Below are 16,783 nucleotides of genomic sequence, written 5' to 3'. Positions count from 1 at the left end.
TCAAAAACCGACAGCCCGCTCATTGCCGGACGCATCGCTTATCCCCTCCTCGCCAACTCTCCTGTTCGGCCATCCCCATGAATCGCTACCCACTTTGGAAATATGCCGTGATGCTGGTGGCGCTCGTCATCGGCCTCGTCTATACACTGCCCAATTTTTTCGGCGAAGCGCCGGCGGTGCAGGTATCGAGCGGCAAAGTAACGGTCAAGCTTGATTCGTCAACGCTTGCCAATGTCGAGAGCGCGCTGTCGGCGAGCAAGATCACGCCTGACGAAGTCACGTTCGACAACTCGTCGGCCAATGCAAACATCCGAGTGCGCCTGAAAGACACGGACACGCAACTGCGCGTGAAGGATCTGTTGCAGAAAACGCTCAACAGCGATCCGAGCGATCCGCAATATGTCGTCGCGTTGAACCTGCAGGCAGCTTCGCCGCGCTGGCTCACCGCGTTGCATGCATTGCCGATGTATCTCGGCCTCGACTTGCGCGGCGGCGTTCACTTCCTGTTGCAAGTGGACATGGCAGGCGCGCTGAACAAGAAGCTGGATTCGAACGCCACGGACGCACGCGCCCTCTTGCGCGACAAGAACATCCGCGATGGCGGTGTGAATCGCGTGAACCAGGCCGTGGTGGTGAATTTCTCCGACCAGCCCGCAGCCGATTCCGCGCGCACGTTGCTTTCGACCAGCCTGAACGAGTTGCAATGGGCGACGCGTCAGGGCAGCGACGGTTACCAGGTGGTCGGCACGTTCACGCCGGCTGCGCAAAAGACGGTTGAAGACGCCGCGCTCAAGCAAAACATCATCACGCTGCATAACCGCGTGAACGAACTTGGCGTGGCCGAGCCGGTGATCCAGCAGCAAGGCTCCGACCGCATCGTGGTCGAGTTGCCGGGCGTGCAGGACACGGCGAAGGCGAAGGACATCATCGGACGGACCGCCACGCTTGAAGCCCGTCTCGCCGATCCGACCAATACGCATCCCGGTCCGAACGATCCAGTCCCCCCGGGCGACGAACTCTTCACGCAAGGCAACACCGGCCCCGTTCTCGTGCGCAAGCAGGTGATCTTCTCGGGTGACCGGATCATCGACGCATCGGCGGGATTCGACGAACATCAGCGTCCGTCCGTCAACATTCGCCTCGACGCCGCCGGCGGGCGTTCGGTGAGCAGCGTGTCGCGTGACAACATCGGCAAGCCGATGGCCATGATCCTGTTCGAAAAGGGCAAGGGCGAAGTGCTGACGGTCGCGACAATCCAGTCGGAACTCGGCGACCGCTTCCAGATCACCGGCCAGCCCTCGCCGCAAGCCGCAACCGATCTCGCGCTGTTGCTGCGCGCAGGTTCGCTCGCGGCGCCAATGGACATCATCGAAGAACGCACGATCGGCCCGAGCCTGGGCGCCGACAACATCAAGAAGGGCTTCGATTCCGTGCAGTACGGTTTCGCCGCCATCGCTGTCTTCATGATCGCGTACTACATGCTGTTCGGCCTGATCTCCATGCTGTCGCTGTCGGTGAACCTGCTGCTGCTGGTCGCGATTCTCTCCATGCTGCAAGCCACGCTGACACTGCCGGGTATCGCGGCTATTGCGCTGGCACTCGGTATGGCAATCGATGCAAACGTGCTGATCAACGAACGGATCCGCGAGGAACTGCGTAACGGCGCGCCGCCGCAGCTCGCGATCCAGAACGGCTTCTCGCACGCATGGGCGACGATTCTCGACTCGAACGTGACCACGCTGATTGCCGGCCTGGCGCTGCTCGCGTTTGGTTCGGGCCCGGTTCGCGGCTTTGCGGTCGTGCACTGTATCGGCATCCTGACGTCCATGTTCTCGGCAGTGTTCTTCTCGCGCGGTCTGGTGAACCTTTGGTACGGCGGCAAGAAGAAGCTGCAATCGCTCGCGATTGGACAGGTATGGCGTCCGGAAGGCGGCGATACGGCGGCTGCAACAGCGGCGTACCTCGCGAATCAGCGCGGCGACGACTCCCCTGTCGACGAAATCATCCAGCCGGCCGCCCGCGTCAAGGCGCCGGTTCCCGCACGTCCGCCAAAGCAGGCTGCGCCCGCGCTTCGCAACGGCAAGCCGGTTGTTCGCCGCCGCTCGGGTCCGGGTGTCGAACCGAAAAAACCCGGCTCGTCCAACTGAGTCCCGGAGAATAAATCATGGAATTCTTTCGTATTCGCCGCGACTTGCCGTTGATGCAGCGAGCGTTGCTGTTCAACGCGATCTCGCTCATCACGTTTCTTGCCGCTGTATTTTTCCTGTTGCATCGCGGGTTGCATCTGTCGGTGGAATTCACCGGCGGCACCGTGGTGGAAGTGCAATACCCGCAAGCCGTGCCCCTCGAACCGGTACGCAGCACGCTGGGCGCGCTCGGTTATCCCGATGCCCAGGTGCAGAACTTCGGCACCTCGCGTGACGTGTTGATTCGCTTGCCGTTGAAGCAGGGCTTGACGTCGGCGCAGCAGAGCGATCAGGTGATGAGCGCGCTGAAGAACCAGGACGCGCAGGTGCAGTTGCAGCGCGTGGAGTTCGTCGGTCCGCAGGTCGGTAAAGAGCTCGTGACCAACGGCCTGCTTGCGCTGGCATGCGTGGTGATCGGCATTGTGATTTACCTGTCGTTCCGGTTTGAATGGAAATACGCAGTGGCCGGCGTGATCGCCAACTTGCACGACGTGGTGATCATTCTCGGTTTCTTCGCGTTCTTCCAGTGGGAGTTTTCGCTGTCGGTGCTCGCAGCGATTCTCGCGGTGCTGGGTTACTCGGTGAACGAGTCGGTGGTCATCTTCGACCGGATTCGCGAGACCTTCCGCAAGCAGCGCAAGATGACGGTGATCGAGGTGATCAACCACGCAATCACGAGCACCATGTCGCGAACCATCATCACCCATGGCTGTACCGAAATGATGGTGCTGTCCATGTTCTTCTTCGGCGGCGCGACCCTGCACTATTTTGCGCTGGCGTTGACGGTGGGTATCTTGTTCGGGATCTATTCGTCGGTGTTCGTTGCCGCCGCGCTGGCCATGTGGCTTGGCGTGAAGCGCGAAGATCTGGTGAAGGACAAGAAGCCGAAATTCGATCCGGGCGATCCGAACGCCGGAGCAGAGGTTTGAAGGCGCAGGATTAGAGACTGGAAGTAAGGAAGTACGAAGGCCGATTCGAAAGAATTGGCCTTTTTCGCTTTTTGGCGGGCATTTGTAACATTTGGTGGAGCTGACGCGGATAGCCACGCGTAGCAAGCCCAAGTGGTTCCTAAGCTGGTTCGATGTATGTACAATCGTAAATACAGGAAGCGCTATGCGATTCGAGTGGGATGAAGCAAAGAATCGAAGCAACGTCCGCAAACACGGCGTCGACTTCAATGATGCTATCGAAATCTTCAAGCATCCAGTGCTGACCGCTGCGGATCGCCGCGAGGATTTCGACGAAGATCGCTGGATTGCACTGGGGTGGATGAAACTGATCGTGGCGCTGGCCGTATATGTAGAGCGCGACGGCGACATCGTACGGATTATTTCAGCACGCAAGGCAACGCGACCCGAGATAAAACGCTATGGAGACGCCATTTCTCAATGATCGCGGCAATTGAAGCAGGGACACAATCATGAGCAAAACCACGAAGACCGACTGGAAGCGCCTGGAAACCATGCCGGATTCCAGCATCGATACAAGCGAGATGCCCGAACTGGGCGACGAGTTCTTCCTGAACGCCGAGTTGCAGAGACCGCCCAAGCAGGCGGTGACCATGCGTCTCGACGCCGACGTGCTGGCCTGGTTCAAGGAACAAGGCGAGGGTTACCAGACACGCATCAACAAGCTTTTGCGCGCCTACATGCAGGCGCAACAAAAGCGCCACTCGTAAGCGCGCGGCCCCGCGACTTGTCACTTGAACCCCAGTCTCTTGCGCGCCGCCATCAACGCTACAAGGCTGATCACGGCCGCGAAAATCATGTAGAAGCTCGGCGCGGCCTTTGATCCCGTCGATGCAATCAGCCACGTGATGATGAACGGCCCGAACCCGCCGAACACCGTCACCGCGATGTTATAAGCCAGCGACATCCCCGTCGTGCGCGTGGCAACCGGAAACATCTCCGAGAGTAATCCCGGCAGCGCGGCGAAGTACCCGGTCATCAGGACGCCGAGCACCGCTTGCACGACCAGCAGGTTGCCGAACGCCGGATGCGCGACGAGCCACGAGAAGAGCGGATAGATCAACACGAGCAACAGCACGGCCGAGATCAGCATGATGCGGGTGCGGCCGTGGGTATCGGAGAGATGGCCTACCAGCGGCGACAGCACCATCTGGATCGCGCCCGTCAGCAGGATCGCCGTGAATGCAACCGAGGGCGCAAGGCCCAACTGGCGAATCGCGTAGGTCGGCATGAACAACACGAGATAGGTCGCCACCGTTCCCAGCACCACCGTGCCAATGGCAATCAGCAAGCGCTCCTTGTTCGATGCAAACGTGTCGCGCAACGGCGTCGCGGTCGTGACGGCGGAAAGGAATTCAGGCGTTTCATCGAGCCGTGTGCGGATGTAGTAGGCCACCGGCCCGATCAGCAAGCCGAAGAAAAACGGCATGCGCCAGCCCCACGAATTCATCTGTTCCGGCGATAGATTCCCGGTCAGTACCACGCCGAAGATGGCAGCTAGCAGCGTCGTCAACCCCTGGCTTGCAACCTGCCAGCTCGCGAAAAAGCCACGCCGCCCCGGCACGTGTTCGGCGAGAAACGCCGTCGCGCTGCCGAACTCGCCGCCGGCCGAAAAGCCTTGCATCAAGCGTGCGAGGACCAGGATCAACGGCGCGGCAATCCCGATTGACGAATACGTCGGCAACACGGCGATGATCAGCGTGCCCACCATCATCAACAGTATGGATAGGGTGAGCGCGGCTTTGCGGCCGGCTTTGTCGGCGTAGGCGCCGAGCACGATCGCACCCAGCGGCCGCATGAAAAACGACACGCCGAATGTGCCGAGCGTCAGCAGGATGGACACGGAATCATTGCCCGACGGGAAGAACAACTTCGAGATGACGACCGCAAAAAACCCGTAGACCACGAGGTCGAACCATTCGAGCGCGTTGCCTATGGACGCCGCCACCACAGCACGCCACGCGGCCGGACGGACAACCGGTACTGTTGCAGACGTACTGCTCATGCATTTCTCCAGGAATTTTTATATCGATGTAACAAATGTAAACGCTGCCGACTGTGCCACACCGAAATCCGGACCGAAATGCTCGCAAAACCTGTGGACGAAAAAAAACCGTTCTGGCGTGAGCCGGAACGGTTCTTCAAACCTGCAGTCGATGCTTACTGGCGCACGCCTTCAGCCTGGATATGCAGCGTCGTCTTCATCTTGAAGCCGTATGCCTTGCCGTAGTCCACGCCGAAGTCGCCGCGATCGAACGTGCCCGTCGATTCCGTACCGCACACTTCCTTCTTCAGCATCGGGTTCGTGAAGCACTTGAACGATTCGATCTTCAGGTTCAACGGCTTCGTCACGCCGTGCAGCGTCAACTCGCCGATCACTTCCACCGGCACGTCGCCCTTGAACTTCATCGACGTGCCTTTGTAGGTTGCCGTCGGGAATTTTTCGGTATCGAAGAATTGCGCGCTCTTCAGTTCGCCGTCGAGCTTCTCATTGCCGATGTTGATCGACGTCATGTCGATGGTCGCTTCCAGCGTGCCCTTCTTCGCTTCGCGATCGATCGTCACCGTGCCGCTGCTCTTGTCGAACTTGCCACGCCACACCGAGATGCCGCCGAAGTGATCGGTCTCGAAGCTCGGGTACGTGTGGTTCGGATCGAGTTGATACGTGACTTCAGCAGCCATTGCGTTAAACGATGCCGCCACGAACAACGCGCCTGCTGCCGCGATCAAAAGGTTCTTTTTCATGTGTTTTCCTGGATAGGTTTGGAAACTGGATTATTTCTTGAGCGTTATTTCTTGACCGCGACGAGATGGAACTTGATGACGACTTCATCGGCAACGACCGACGTGTCTTTCCACTCGCCCGAACCGACATCGAACTGCGTGCGTTTGATGGGCAGCGCGCCATCGAAGGTCTGCGTGGCACCTTGCTGCGTGACGGTGACCGGCACCGTGACGTTCTGGGATTTGCCCTTGATGGTCAGCTTGCCGGCCACGTTGTACTTGTTGCCGCCCGCCGGCGCGATCGACGTTGACGCGAAGGTCGCGTTAGGGAAATGCGCGACGTCGAACCAGTCCTTGTCTTGCGCCTGCTTGTTGTAGCTGTCGTCGCCGAGATCGTAGCTGGCGGTATCGATGTTGATGCTCGCGTTGCCGGCAGCCGGCTTGGCAGGGTCGAAGTCGAGGGTTGCGGTGAACTTCTTGAACTTGCCATCGACCGGCACGTTCATCTGCCTGGACGTCGCCGTCACGGTGCTTTTGGCGGTGTCGACCTGGGCCTGGGCGAACGCGGAAACTGCTGCGACCAGCGAGGCGGCGGAAACGCCGACAACCAACCAACGGGAGAATTTCACGTGTTTCATGTATTTCCTGAAGCGAACCGGATATTGGGACGAGTCGCTATTTGAGAATCAAATGCGAATCAGCGCAACCCGCCTCTGGGAAACGGGCTATCAACAAACAAGAATCAATAAACTCGAAATTCCGGGGAATACGTCGCAAAAAACATACGAGCGATGATCACCGCAGGAACGGAATCATGCGGGCGAGCAGTCCATCCCGATCGATGAAATGGTGCTTCAACGCTGCGAGCACGTGCATGGCGACGAGGACCAGCAGTGTGTAGTTCAGATAGATGTGGACCATCTTCAGCGTGCCCTTCAGTACGTTGTCCGGCCCGATGATCGTCGGCAGCGGCAACACGCCGAGATAAACCACCTGAATGCCTGCAGCGGAGCTGTACAGATAACCCGAAATCGGAATGATCAGCATCAATACATAAAGCAGGAAATGCGTGAGATGCGCGACGCCTTTTTGCCATCCCGGCATGCGCCGGGGCATGGACGGCGCCTTGTGCGTGCTGCGCCAAAGCACACGGATCACCGCGAGCGCGAACACGGTTACGCCAATCCACTTATGCCATGAGAAGTACTTGAGCTTGGTTGGCGTGAATCCGGGGATGTCGGTCATGATCCAGCCAAGATAAAAACCGCAGATGATCAAGAGCGCGATCAGCCAATGAAGGCCGATTGCGGTGCGGCTATAGCTTTCGGAGCTGGCGAAATTCGGGCTGCGTTCCATACGGTGTCCACCAGAAAGAAGTGCGGAATTGACCTGCAGCATTTTGGGTTTATCGCCGAAGAAAGGGCGTCAAACCGTGAAGCAGGTCTCAAGGCCGCCATCCTACCCGAACAAGTAAAAAACAGCTTTCAGTAGAGAAATAGTTGCCGATCCCTTTCTGGCATTGTGCTGGCGTGAGGATGACGCTGATGTCATCCTGCCGAGTTGATCCGTGAGAGGATTGGGAATCAAATCATCGGATAAACGCTTTCAACGTCTCGGCGCATGACGGACCTGACGGTTTCACCGGCCCCGACACGTTGTGACGCCGGGTAGCCGCTGTTTGTTACCATGCGCGCTGGCCCGGCCCTTGCTCTTTTAAGCGGCTGCCCCGGAACCAGGACGCGACAAGACACTGAATAACACCCCCGCAAGAGCCAGTACTCCACTCATGGAAGAAGACGATCTGATTGCCTGCCACGAATGCGACACGCTTTTTCACAAGCGTGCGCTGCCCGTGCGCACTTCAGCGAAATGTACGCGATGCGGCGCCACGCTTTATCCGAGCGTGGCGTCGAATCTCGACAAGCTTTGCGCCATCACGCTCGCCGCGTTGATCACTTTCCTGATTGCGCAGGCGTTTCCCATTGTGGAGCTGGAAACGAACGGGATCACCTCGCAGACCACGCTGATCGGCGCGATCGTCGCGTTGTGGGCGAGAACATGGAAGTGATCGCGGTGATGGTTTTCTGCGCGACGATCCTCTTTCCGCTCACCGAGCTCGTCGCCATGCTGTACTTGATGGTCGCGTTGCGCGCCGGGTTCGTCCCGGCCGGTTTCAGCCAGGTGCTGCGCGCAATCCAGTTCGTCCGGCCGTGGGGAATGATCGAAGTCTTCATGCTCGGCGTGCTGGTTACGCTGGTGAAAATGGTGAGCATCGCACGCGTGATCCCCGAGGCCGCCCTGTTTGCGTTCGGCGCGCTGACGCTGCTGTTCGCAGTGATCCTGACCTTCGATCCACGCGCGCTCTGGGAAATTGCCGGGCGCCTGGCCAAGCGCGGACCTCTCCGATACACCCCGTTCGGCGGCCTGCAGTCCGGCATGGGTGCTGACCGGCAAACCGATCTCCAGGCCGAATCCCCGCTTGACCTGCTGCGGCCGCTTTCGCCGTCCAGCGCGCCGGCTGATGCATCTCCAGCCAACGCCGCGTCCCCACCGCTGAAGCCATGACCGATACACCCGAACCTGCTGAAGCAAACGAATCCGCCAGTGCCGCCGATGCCGCTCCGTTCTACACCACGGCCTCGCGCGCGGGGCTGATCGGCTGCCACGCCTGCAACCTCGTGCAAAAACGCGCGGTCACGATCGATACGCAGCGCTGCACGCGTTGCGGCGCGAAGCTCCACAGGCGCAATCCGGACTCCGTCGCGCGCACGTGGGCGCTGTTGCTGTCCGCCGCGATCCTCTACATTCCGGCCAATTTGTACCCCGTGCTGCATACATCGTCGATTGTCGGTTCAGAAGACGACACCATCATGAGCGGCGTCGCCATGTTCTGGAACGACGGCGACTATCCACTGTCGGCGATTATTTTTATCGCCAGTATCCTCGTGCCGATGTTGAAGCTCGGCACCCTCGCCTACCTCACCTGGGCGACTCAAACAGCGTCCAAATGGCGTCCGCGGCAACGTACGACTCTGTATCGGATCGTCGAAAAAATCGGCCGATGGTCAATGCTCGACGTCTTTGTCGTCACCCTCACCGTCGCGCTCGTGCGCTTCGGGTCGCTGGCCGTGATCACACCAGGGCCGGGCGCGCTGGCATTCGGCTGCGTCGTGGTGCTGACCATGCTTGCCTCCATGCAATTCGACCCGCGGCTGATGTGGGATCACATCGAACCTTCAGGAAAGAAATATGACTAGCCCGCAAGGCCCCTCAAACGATACGGCCAAGGGCCCCAACGAGCCTTCCCGCAATGCCGGCGGCGGTGGATTACCGCCGAACCTTCCTGATCCCGTGATCGAGCCGCGCAGCCGCTGGGTTCCGTCGCTCGTATGGGTGATTCCGCTGATCGCGGCGCTGATCGGCATTGTGCTGGTCGTGAAGTCGGTCGCAGGACGCGGTCCCACGATCACCATCAGTTTCGTGAGCGCCGAAGGGCTCGAAAACGGCAAGACGAAGCTGAAGTACAAGGATGTGGATGTCGGCACGGTGAAGAACATTACGTTGTCGAAGGATCACTCGCGCGTTCTCGTCGATGTCCAGCTGACCAAGGTTGCCGAAGATTTCGCCGTGAAGGACACGCGCTTCTGGGTGGTGCGTCCGCGCGTGGCGGCAAGCGGCGTGACCGGTCTCGGCACGTTGCTGTCGGGCGCCTACATCGGCGTGGATGCAGGGAAGTCGAAAGAGGACGAGACCCACTTCGTGGGGCTCGAATCGCCGCCGGCCGTGACCGGGGACCAGAAGGGCCGCCAGTTTACGTTGCGCGGTGATTCGCTGGGTTCCATCGATATTGGATCGCCGATCTATTACCGTCGCGTGCAGGTGGGTCAGGTCGCGGGTTTCTCACTCGACAAGGACGGCACCGGCGTCACCATGCAGGTCTTCGTGAACGCGCCTTACGACCAGTACGTGGGCACGAACTCGCGCTGGTGGCATGCAAGCGGCGTGGATCTGCGGCTCGATTCCAGCGGCTTCAAGCTCAACACGCAATCGCTCGCGACCGTGGTGCTAGGCGGCATTGCGTTCCAGACGCCGCCCAACCAGGAACCCGGCAAGCAGGCGCCGGACAACATGACGTTCCGCCTCGGCTCCGACGAATCGGACGCCATGCGCGATCCGGACGGCCAGCCAATACGCGTTGTCATGAATTTCAACCAGTCGCTGCGCGGGCTGTCGGTCGGCGCGCCGATTGATTTCCGCGGCATTCTGCTTGGCAGCGTGACGGGCATCGCGATTGAATACGATCCGAAATCGCGCGCCTTCCAGATGCCGGTGACCATGAACATCTATCCGGACCGGCTCGGCAAGCGTTTCCGCGATTCGGTTCCGCGTCAGAACACCGTCGCCGGGCAGGAGCTGCTGCAGAAGCTCGTCACAAACGGCCTGCGGGGACAATTGCGCACCGGCAATCTGTTGACCGGGCAGCTTTACGTGGCGCTCGATATCTTCCCGAAGGCGGCGAAAGCCACGGTGAATGTCGCGGCCGATCCGCTCGAACTGCCGACCGTGCCGAACACGCTCGACGAGTTGCAACTGCAGGTGGCGGATATCGCGAAGAAGCTGGACAAGATTCCTTTCGACGATATCGGCAACAACCTGAACAGTGCGCTGAAGAACGCGAACAGCCTCTTCAAGCAACTCGATACCCAGGTCGCCCCCGAGGCGCGTGACACGCTGACCGCCGCGAAGAACACCTTCACCGAAGCGCAAAGCACGCTGCAGCAGGATTCACCGCTGCAGTCGGACGTTCATCAGGCGCTGCAGGAACTCACGCGGACGCTGCAATCGCTTAATGCGCTCTCCGATTATCTGGAACGTCATCCGGAATCGCTGTTGCGCGGAAAACCAGGAGATAAGCCATGAGTCTGGCCACATTTTTCAAGGCCGCCGGCCGGGTTCCGGCGGTGGGCCTCGTGGCCGGGATCGCCGCGCTCGCCGCATGCAGCAGCTCGCCGCCCGCGCGTTTTTATACGCTCGGCGGCGGCTCGGGTGACAGCACGGTGAGAACCACGGCGCCCGCGTCGTTCTATCTGGAGCTGGCGCCGGTCGACATGCCGCCGCAAGTCGCGAAGAACCAGATGGTCGTGCAGGACGGCACCGCGCAGGTGCGGGTGCTCGAGGATCAGCGCTGGGCATCGCTTCCCGCCGACGAAGTGCGGCGCGCGTTGTCGGCGGATCTGTCGCAGCAGCTTGGCGCCATCGATGTCTACGGCACGCCGCATCCCGACGGCGCGGCGGTGTATCGCGTGAAGGTGAACGTGCAGCGCTTCGAATCGTCGCCGGGAAAACGCGCGTTGATCGATGCCGTGTGGAGCGTGCGCGGCGTCAGCAACCAGGCGGTCCTGACCTGCCGGACCCTGTCCGAACAGCCAGTCGGCGACGGTTATGACGCGCTGGTGGCGGGGCATCGGCAAGCCGTGGATGCGCTCGCCGGCGCGATTTCCGCCGGCGTCAAGACGGTGAGTTCGGCACCCGCACCGTCGATGACATCGGTTTCAGCGAAAAGCGCGAAGCCCGCAATGCCTGCGCCGCCGCGTCTGTTGCCTTGTCCGATGAACGCCGCGTCGGCGCAGTGATCTGAAAGAACTCCGACCAGAGTCCGCCGCAACCCGGTTGCACCGGAAGGTGCGCCGGGTTTTTTGTCGCCCGACCACAACGCCGCAATCTCGAAATTAAGTCGGCACGCGCCGGGGCGGTTAAGATCGCTCTCCGTGACTACTCATTGCAGAATCCAAAATACAGATGATGAAACTGATCGGTTCGCTCAGCAGCCCGTACGTTCGCAAGACGCGGATTGTGATGGCAGAAAAGAAGATCGACTGCGAACTGGTGCTCGAAAACGTCTGGGCATCTGATTCGAAAATCCACAGTTACAATCCGCTCGGCAAGGTGCCCTGCCTGATCCTGGACGATGGCGAAGCGGTTTTCGATTCGCGCGTAATCTGCGAATACGTCGATACGCTCACGCCGGTCGGCAAGCTCTTGCCGCAAGAACGTCGTGAGCGCACCGAAGTCCGATGCTGGGAAGCGCTCGCCGACGGCATGCTCGACGCAGCCGTGCTGATCCGCCTGGAAGGCACGCAGCGTGAGGAAGCGCAACGCAACGACGCGTGGATCGAGCGCCAGCAGCGCAAGATCGATGACGGCCTGAAAGCCATGTCCAAAGGACTTGCCGCGAAAAACTGGTGCTCGGCCAATCACTTCACGCTCGCCGATATCGCCTGTGGCTGTGCGCTCGGCTATCTCGACTACCGCATGCCCGAGTTGAACTGGCGCGAGGATTACCCCAATCTCGACAAGCATGTGCAGCGTTTGTCGCTGCGCCAGTCTTTTATCGATACATTGCCGGTTTGAGGTTTCTCTACGGTCCTGCAAAAAAGCCCCTTTCGGGGCTTTTTTTACGTCGGCTTGGCTTGGTTACTTCGCCAGCGCCTTCTTCAGCACCGTGCTCGCCTGCTCGATCGCCGCCCGCGTGGCTGGCGTCTTCGCCAGCGCGTTCAGCATCACGAAGTCGTGGATCGTGCCTTCGTAGCGCACCGCCGTTACACGCACACCTGCTTGCGAGAGCTTGCGGGCGTAGGCCTCGCCTTCGTCGCGCAGGACATCGTTTTCGTCGGTGATGACGAGTGCCGGCGGCAAGTCCTTCAACTGATCCAGCGATGCACGCAACGGCGACGCTGTGATCTTCTCCCGGTCGGCTGCATTCGGCGCGTATGCGTCCCAGAACCACTTCATCGCGTTTTTGGTGAGCCACGGGCCGTCGGAGAATTCGTTGTACGAGCCGTCGTCGAAGTTTGCATCGGTGACGGGGTAGAACAGCACCTGGTAGCGCAGCGCCGGGCCACCCTGCTCCTTCGCCATCAGCGTGACCGCGGCCGCCATGTTGCCGCCGACGCTGTCGCCAGCCACGGCCATGCGGGTTGCATCGACGTTGAACTGCTTTGCATGCTCAGCCACGTAGCGCGTCGCGGCGTAAGCCTGCTCGACCGGCACCGGGAATTGGGTCTCGGGCGAGCGATCGTAATCGACGAAAACCACGGTCGCCTGCGCGCCGTTCGCGATTTCGCGGATTAGGCGGTCGTGCGTGTTTTTATCGCCGAGAACCCAACCGCCGCCGTGAAAGTACATGATCACGGGCAGCACGCCCTTTGCCTGCGCCGGGCGGACGATGCGCAGCGCGACCTTGCCGGTCGGGCCGGCATCGATCACGCGGTCTTCGATTTGCGCGGCCTGCTTTTCGACCGGCTGCAACTGGGCGCCGGCGAGTACGTTGCGGGCATCAGCCGGAGACAAGGTGTAGATCGGCGGGCCTTTCTGTGCGGTGAGTGCATCGATGAACTGCTGCGTCGCCGGTTCGAGCACGGGCGCGGCCTGCGCAATGGCGCTTGCGGTCAGCGTTGCAGCAACGGCAGAAGCGATGGCGAGAGACTTGAGCTTGAACATGTTGACTCCTGTTAGTGAGGGGGCGTTGATGAATACTTGCTTGAAAAAATTTTTGAAATTCAAATACATCTACTTATAGATAGGTGACGCAATGCAGGTTTGATACGGCTTTGAAAGGACTTTGATACGGCTCTAATACGACTCCGACTTACCTCGTGGCGGCCTGGAAACCTCGGCACTAACAATGGATAACTGCTTACCCGCTTTCTACAGACCCGTTAAAACCGTGACACGCGAAATCACTCATCAAATCCGTGCAGGGATGATTAGTCGGCTCGACGCACGTTTTGAACGCGGTAAAAATGTAAGAGAAAAAAGCCAAAAAATCACCCTCTCTGCAGAGGAATCGGAAATCAAAATCTACCTACTCAAAGATAGATTGGATTTGAGAAAGGTTCATTCATTCTTAACAATATTCCGAACAATTACCTTGTATAACAACCCAATGACTTTCAAAAGTACGCTACGCCTTCAACGTTTTACGGTTTGCGTGACTTCGTCCAAGCGCACCTTTGAATGAAACAACCGGCAAGCCAGCAGACTTCCCTGATACGCCGCGAAGAGCGCACGGGCGGTCACCTCGGGCTTGCCGTTCACACGCAAGGTTTCCTGCTTCTCGCCTTCGGCCAGCACTTTCGCCAACCACGATTCATTCGCTTTGAAGAAGGCCTGAACTGCGTGACGCACATCCTCGGGTAATGACTGAATATCCGCAGCCAGCATTCCACACAAGCAAACCTGATCGCCTTCGCCCACGATCTTGCCGAACAGCTTCACGTACCGATCAAGCTTTTTCTCGGCGGAAGCCGAGCTGTCGATGGCGTATATCGACGACATGACATCCGCGCTATAGGTATTGACCGCTTCAAGCACAAGGTCTTCCTTCGATGGGAAGTAATAGTGGATGCTCGATGTCTTCACCCCGACCAGCGTCGACAGATCCCGATAACTAAACCCGTTGTACCCACGCGTCATCAGCAGGATTTGCGCGTGATCGAGCAATTGCTCACGCACGGTGTTTTTGTCCGGAGTTTTCTCGGTGGTCATTCGGAATCTGCCAATACGTTTGATGAGTCGTAATTTATCTACTAGAAGATAGATAGTCAAGCATTTTTTTGCGCACGTGTTTTTTGGCATGTGTTTTTGAGCAAGCTATTTCAACGCAGTAGTTGCCTGGTACCAACCGGCGGCCCTGCCTCGATGATGGTCACGCTGCGTCCCCTCTCGATGCCAACGCCCTCAAGTCGGCTTGCGATGCTCCAAGTGTCTTGGGCAACATCCCCAAAAAAACGCGATCACGTATCTCGCGGAAACAATTTTTGATTATCCGTTCGGCTCAGTTATGACTTCTTTGGAGTAATGGTGTCTAGGCAGAGTTATTATGAAACGCGCTCCGCTTTCGAAAGTATCCTCAAGTCTGACTTGCCCCCGGTGCACCTGGACAACACTTCGAACAATAGCCAAACCCAGACCAAATCCGCCGACGTGGGGACGGGACCCGTTATCTCGTCGATAAAACGGCTCAAAAATGGAAGAACGGTCTTGAATTGGAATTCCTGGCCCATCATCCTGAACAAGCAGTTCAATCGTATCAGCGGTCAATGCACGCGCTTGCAAATTAATGCAACATGTCGCGTAACGCATGCTGTTTCTGATCAGGTTCAACAGAGCTCGTGCCACTAGTTTTGGGTCACAGACACAATTCAACGAACTATCTGAGAAAACGGCAAGATTCAGTTTCTGGTCAGATAATTCGTTTGCAACAGATGCCGCGATACTATCGAATAATTCTGGAATCGAGACATTTAATATTTCGAGAGGTACGCCTCCCTGTTCCAATCGGCTTAACGTCAGTAGCTCAGAAATTAGTTCATCAAGCTCGCCGATATCCTTTTGAAGAGCGTCTCTGCGCATTTGCTGCTCCGAGGCCGAATCAGTGGACTGCATGAGTGCAAGACCAAACTTTAGTCTGGCGAGCGGGGTTTTCAACTCATGCGAAATGCCACGCATCATATCGCGTTGATGTAAAATCATCATCTCGATTTGGTCTGCCATGTCGTTGAACTGTTGCGCAAGTTCGAAGACGTTAGATTTTTTAGATACCCTTATCCGGACCGCCAAACGCCCTGCCCCGAATTCGCGAGCAGCGCTTTCTAATATGTGCAGTTCGCGCCAGTGGAAGTATAGCCAAAGCAACACGGGCAACAGCAGCAGCAATGCGATCACTCCGAAAGCGAGTAACTGGGGGCCTATATTGACCGGCTCACGGGGTTGGACATGAATGATCAAACCATTATTTAACAAAAGGTAGTAGTCTTTTGGACTTAGAATCACTTTCCCTGCACGTAGATCGCTCAATGCCTTTGCATTTAACTCCTTGAAATCAATTTCTCGGATAAGTTCAAATTTATCTTGGCTCTTCCCCTGCAGTTTTGCCAAGGCGTTAACCTGATCTGCTTTAGAACGCTGTTCCAGGTATTCTCTAAGTAAAAACGTATAACCTGCAAGACTATCAATCGCCTGCTTTTGCAAACGATCATAGAAGACGTGCATGAACGCGTAATTCACCATGAACGTGGAAATCGCAACGCCTATCAGCACATATAGATACAATTTGATTAGCGATCGCCGCATTTAATTTTCCCAAGCCGACGGACTGAATAGATAACCTCGGCCCCATATGGTCTTTATCTTATGCGGCTCTGGTCCACCGTCGTCAAACCGACGTCGTAACTTGGAAATTCCTGAGTCGACCGTACGATCCATCCCGTCGAATTCAATGCCACGCAATTGTTTGAGAATATCGTCGCGACTCATTACCTTGCCGGCTGATCGTGCCAGTATGACTAACAAATTGAATTCGGCTGTTTTCAGTTCAACCGACTTGCCACGCCATACCACGGACCGGTTAGGTGGGGAGATTTGTAAGTCGCCAAAACTTAACAAGTCGTCTCCCAATGACAGAGTCCGTCCGAGATCAAGCCGGCGTAATAGCGCACGAGCTCGTGCGACCAAAACGCGAGGTTCAACCGGTTTGACGACATAGTCATCGGCGCCACTCTCCAGGCCAGCGATCTGGTCGTAGACTTCGTCGCGAGCTGTCAACATAAGGACCGGCACACTGGAAAAACGACGAACCTGTCGACACACTTCCATGCCGTCCAAGTAGGGCAACATTAAATCCAGAATGACCAGCGCCGGGTCCAATTCTTTCACCAATGCCACGGCACGGTCTCCGCGTGACTCGACGGTTACTTCATATTCGTAACCACTGAGGTAGTCGCCTACGAGTAGAGCCAAACGCTCGTCGTCTTCGATTAACAAGACTTTGTATTTTAAAGGGGCCGGATTCATCGCCTTCCTGCTGCGGGGTTTAGCAACCCGCAACTTACCTGAAATAGCATT

Annotated in this window: 16 protein-coding genes and 1 pseudogene; 9 read left to right on the top strand and 8 right to left on the bottom strand. The window is 57.9% G+C overall.

The window, feature by feature from the left end; translation table 11 throughout:
* The first annotated feature begins 77 nt into the window (after nt 1-77).
* The 4 genes from secD to AX768_RS01380 all read left to right on the top strand — a co-directional run bounded on the left by secD (nt 78) and on the right by AX768_RS01380 (nt 3,864).
* Nucleotides 78-2,147, top strand: a complete 2,070-nt coding sequence (gene secD / locus AX768_RS01395; RefSeq protein ID WP_061998464.1) for a protein translocase subunit SecD — start codon at nt 78-80, stop codon at nt 2,145-2,147.
* Between the two features lie 17 nt (nt 2,148-2,164).
* On the top strand, nt 2,165-3,115 hold the full coding sequence (gene secF / locus AX768_RS01390; RefSeq protein ID WP_061998463.1) for a protein translocase subunit SecF: 951 nt from the start codon (nt 2,165-2,167) through the stop codon (nt 3,113-3,115).
* 184 nt (nt 3,116-3,299) lie between these two features.
* Nucleotides 3,300-3,578 carry a BrnT family toxin gene (locus AX768_RS01385; protein WP_061998462.1) on the top strand — a complete coding sequence of 93 codons (279 nt, stop codon included), beginning with the start codon at nt 3,300-3,302 and terminating at the stop codon, nt 3,576-3,578.
* Between the two features lie 28 nt (nt 3,579-3,606).
* Nucleotides 3,607-3,864 (top strand): BrnA antitoxin family protein, encoded by a 258-nt coding sequence (locus tag AX768_RS01380; RefSeq protein WP_061998461.1) that lies wholly within the window; start codon nt 3,607-3,609, stop codon nt 3,862-3,864.
* Nucleotides 3,865-3,884: 20 nt separating this feature from the next.
* On the opposite strand, the gene AX768_RS01375 is transcribed toward AX768_RS01380, so the two are convergent.
* The 4 genes from AX768_RS01375 to AX768_RS01360 all read right to left on the bottom strand — a co-directional run bounded on the left by AX768_RS01375 (nt 3,885) and on the right by AX768_RS01360 (nt 7,234).
* Nucleotides 3,885-5,159: an MFS transporter gene (locus AX768_RS01375; protein ID WP_061998460.1), complete on the bottom strand. Its 1,275-nt coding sequence runs from the start codon at nt 5,157-5,159 to the stop codon at nt 3,885-3,887.
* A gap of 155 nt (nt 5,160-5,314) precedes the next feature.
* Nucleotides 5,315-5,899 (bottom strand): YceI family protein, encoded by a 585-nt coding sequence (locus tag AX768_RS01370; protein ID WP_061998459.1) that lies wholly within the window; start codon nt 5,897-5,899, stop codon nt 5,315-5,317.
* 44 nt (nt 5,900-5,943) lie between these two features.
* Nucleotides 5,944-6,516: a YceI family protein gene (locus tag AX768_RS01365; RefSeq protein ID WP_061998458.1), complete on the bottom strand. Its 573-nt coding sequence runs from the start codon at nt 6,514-6,516 to the stop codon at nt 5,944-5,946.
* A gap of 157 nt (nt 6,517-6,673) precedes the next feature.
* A complete protein-coding gene (locus AX768_RS01360) occupies nt 6,674-7,234 on the bottom strand; it encodes a cytochrome b (RefSeq protein ID WP_061998457.1) in 561 nt (186 codons plus the stop codon).
* Between the two features lie 430 nt (nt 7,235-7,664).
* Between AX768_RS01360 and AX768_RS01355 the strand changes: the two are divergent.
* The 5 genes and pseudogenes from AX768_RS01355 to AX768_RS01335 all read left to right on the top strand — a co-directional run bounded on the left by AX768_RS01355 (nt 7,665) and on the right by AX768_RS01335 (nt 12,289).
* Nucleotides 7,665-8,443 (top strand): annotated as a pseudogene (locus tag AX768_RS01355) (paraquat-inducible protein A).
* Nucleotides 8,440-9,135 carry a paraquat-inducible protein A gene (locus AX768_RS01350; protein WP_082778719.1) on the top strand — a complete coding sequence of 232 codons (696 nt, stop codon included), beginning with the start codon at nt 8,440-8,442 and terminating at the stop codon, nt 9,133-9,135. The pseudogene AX768_RS01355 and the gene AX768_RS01350 overlap by 4 nt, the downstream one beginning before the upstream one ends.
* Nucleotides 9,128-10,798: a PqiB family protein gene (locus AX768_RS01345; protein WP_061998456.1), complete on the top strand. Its 1,671-nt coding sequence runs from the start codon at nt 9,128-9,130 to the stop codon at nt 10,796-10,798. The genes AX768_RS01350 and AX768_RS01345 overlap by 8 nt, the downstream gene beginning before the upstream one ends.
* Nucleotides 10,795-11,511: a PqiC family protein gene (locus AX768_RS01340; RefSeq protein WP_082778718.1), complete on the top strand. Its 717-nt coding sequence runs from the start codon at nt 10,795-10,797 to the stop codon at nt 11,509-11,511. Before AX768_RS01345 ends, AX768_RS01340 begins: the two co-directional genes overlap by 4 nt.
* 166 nt (nt 11,512-11,677) lie before the next feature.
* Nucleotides 11,678-12,289 (top strand): glutathione S-transferase C-terminal domain-containing protein, encoded by a 612-nt coding sequence (locus AX768_RS01335; RefSeq protein ID WP_172811906.1) that lies wholly within the window; start codon nt 11,678-11,680, stop codon nt 12,287-12,289.
* A 63-nt stretch (nt 12,290-12,352) separates the two neighbouring features.
* On the opposite strand, the gene AX768_RS01330 is transcribed toward AX768_RS01335, so the two are convergent.
* From AX768_RS01330 to AX768_RS01315, 4 genes are all read right to left on the bottom strand, one after another.
* On the bottom strand, nt 12,353-13,378 hold the full coding sequence (locus tag AX768_RS01330) for an alpha/beta hydrolase (RefSeq protein WP_062000681.1): 1,026 nt from the start codon (nt 13,376-13,378) through the stop codon (nt 12,353-12,355).
* Between the two features lie 471 nt (nt 13,379-13,849).
* Nucleotides 13,850-14,425, bottom strand: a complete 576-nt coding sequence (locus AX768_RS01325; protein ID WP_061998454.1) for a TetR/AcrR family transcriptional regulator — start codon at nt 14,423-14,425, stop codon at nt 13,850-13,852.
* Nucleotides 14,426-14,701: 276 nt separating this feature from the next.
* Nucleotides 14,702-15,949, bottom strand: coding sequence for an ATP-binding protein (locus tag AX768_RS01320; protein WP_231941292.1), 1,248 nt, complete (start codon nt 15,947-15,949; stop codon nt 14,702-14,704).
* A 63-nt stretch (nt 15,950-16,012) separates the two neighbouring features.
* Nucleotides 16,013-16,732, bottom strand: a complete 720-nt coding sequence (locus tag AX768_RS01315) for a response regulator (RefSeq protein WP_061998452.1) — start codon at nt 16,730-16,732, stop codon at nt 16,013-16,015.
* Nucleotides 16,733-16,783 lie beyond the last annotated feature (51 nt).

This window comes from Burkholderia sp. PAMC 28687 (assembly GCF_001577465.1).
GTDB lineage: Bacteria > Pseudomonadota > Gammaproteobacteria > Burkholderiales > Burkholderiaceae > Caballeronia.
The sequence above is the reverse complement of the archived record's forward strand: the minus strand, read 5'-3'. Positions and strand labels throughout refer to the sequence as shown.

Excerpts from the sequence above, each read along its gene's own strand:
- AX768_RS01375 (WP_061998460.1), bottom strand. The coding sequence starts at position 5,159 with ATGAGCAGTACGTCTGCAACAGTACCGGTTGTCCGTCCGGCCGCGTGG.
- AX768_RS01365 (WP_061998458.1), bottom strand. The coding sequence starts at position 6,516 with ATGAAACACGTGAAATTCTCCCGTTGGTTGGTTGTCGGCGTTTCCGCC.
- secF (WP_061998463.1), top strand. The coding sequence starts at position 2,165 with ATGGAATTCTTTCGTATTCGCCGCGACTTGCCGTTGATGCAGCGAGCG.
- AX768_RS01370 (WP_061998459.1), bottom strand. The coding sequence starts at position 5,899 with ATGAAAAAGAACCTTTTGATCGCGGCAGCAGGCGCGTTGTTCGTGGCG.
- AX768_RS01315 (WP_061998452.1), bottom strand. The coding sequence starts at position 16,732 with ATGAATCCGGCCCCTTTAAAATACAAAGTCTTGTTAATCGAAGACGAC.
- AX768_RS01320 (WP_231941292.1), bottom strand. The coding sequence starts at position 15,949 with ATGGTGAATTACGCGTTCATGCACGTCTTCTATGATCGTTTGCAAAAG.
- AX768_RS01325 (WP_061998454.1), bottom strand. The coding sequence starts at position 14,425 with ATGACCACCGAGAAAACTCCGGACAAAAACACCGTGCGTGAGCAATTG.
- AX768_RS01330 (WP_062000681.1), bottom strand. The coding sequence starts at position 13,378 with ATGTTCAAGCTCAAGTCTCTCGCCATCGCTTCTGCCGTTGCTGCAACG.
- AX768_RS01345 (WP_061998456.1), top strand. The coding sequence starts at position 9,128 with ATGACTAGCCCGCAAGGCCCCTCAAACGATACGGCCAAGGGCCCCAAC.
- AX768_RS01380 (WP_061998461.1), top strand. The coding sequence starts at position 3,607 with ATGAGCAAAACCACGAAGACCGACTGGAAGCGCCTGGAAACCATGCCG.
- AX768_RS01385 (WP_061998462.1), top strand. The coding sequence starts at position 3,300 with ATGCGATTCGAGTGGGATGAAGCAAAGAATCGAAGCAACGTCCGCAAA.
- AX768_RS01340 (WP_082778718.1), top strand. The coding sequence starts at position 10,795 with ATGAGTCTGGCCACATTTTTCAAGGCCGCCGGCCGGGTTCCGGCGGTG.
- AX768_RS01350 (WP_082778719.1), top strand. The coding sequence starts at position 8,440 with ATGACCGATACACCCGAACCTGCTGAAGCAAACGAATCCGCCAGTGCC.
- AX768_RS01360 (WP_061998457.1), bottom strand. The coding sequence starts at position 7,234 with ATGGAACGCAGCCCGAATTTCGCCAGCTCCGAAAGCTATAGCCGCACC.
- secD (WP_061998464.1), top strand. The coding sequence starts at position 78 with ATGAATCGCTACCCACTTTGGAAATATGCCGTGATGCTGGTGGCGCTC.
- AX768_RS01335 (WP_172811906.1), top strand. The coding sequence starts at position 11,678 with ATGATGAAACTGATCGGTTCGCTCAGCAGCCCGTACGTTCGCAAGACG.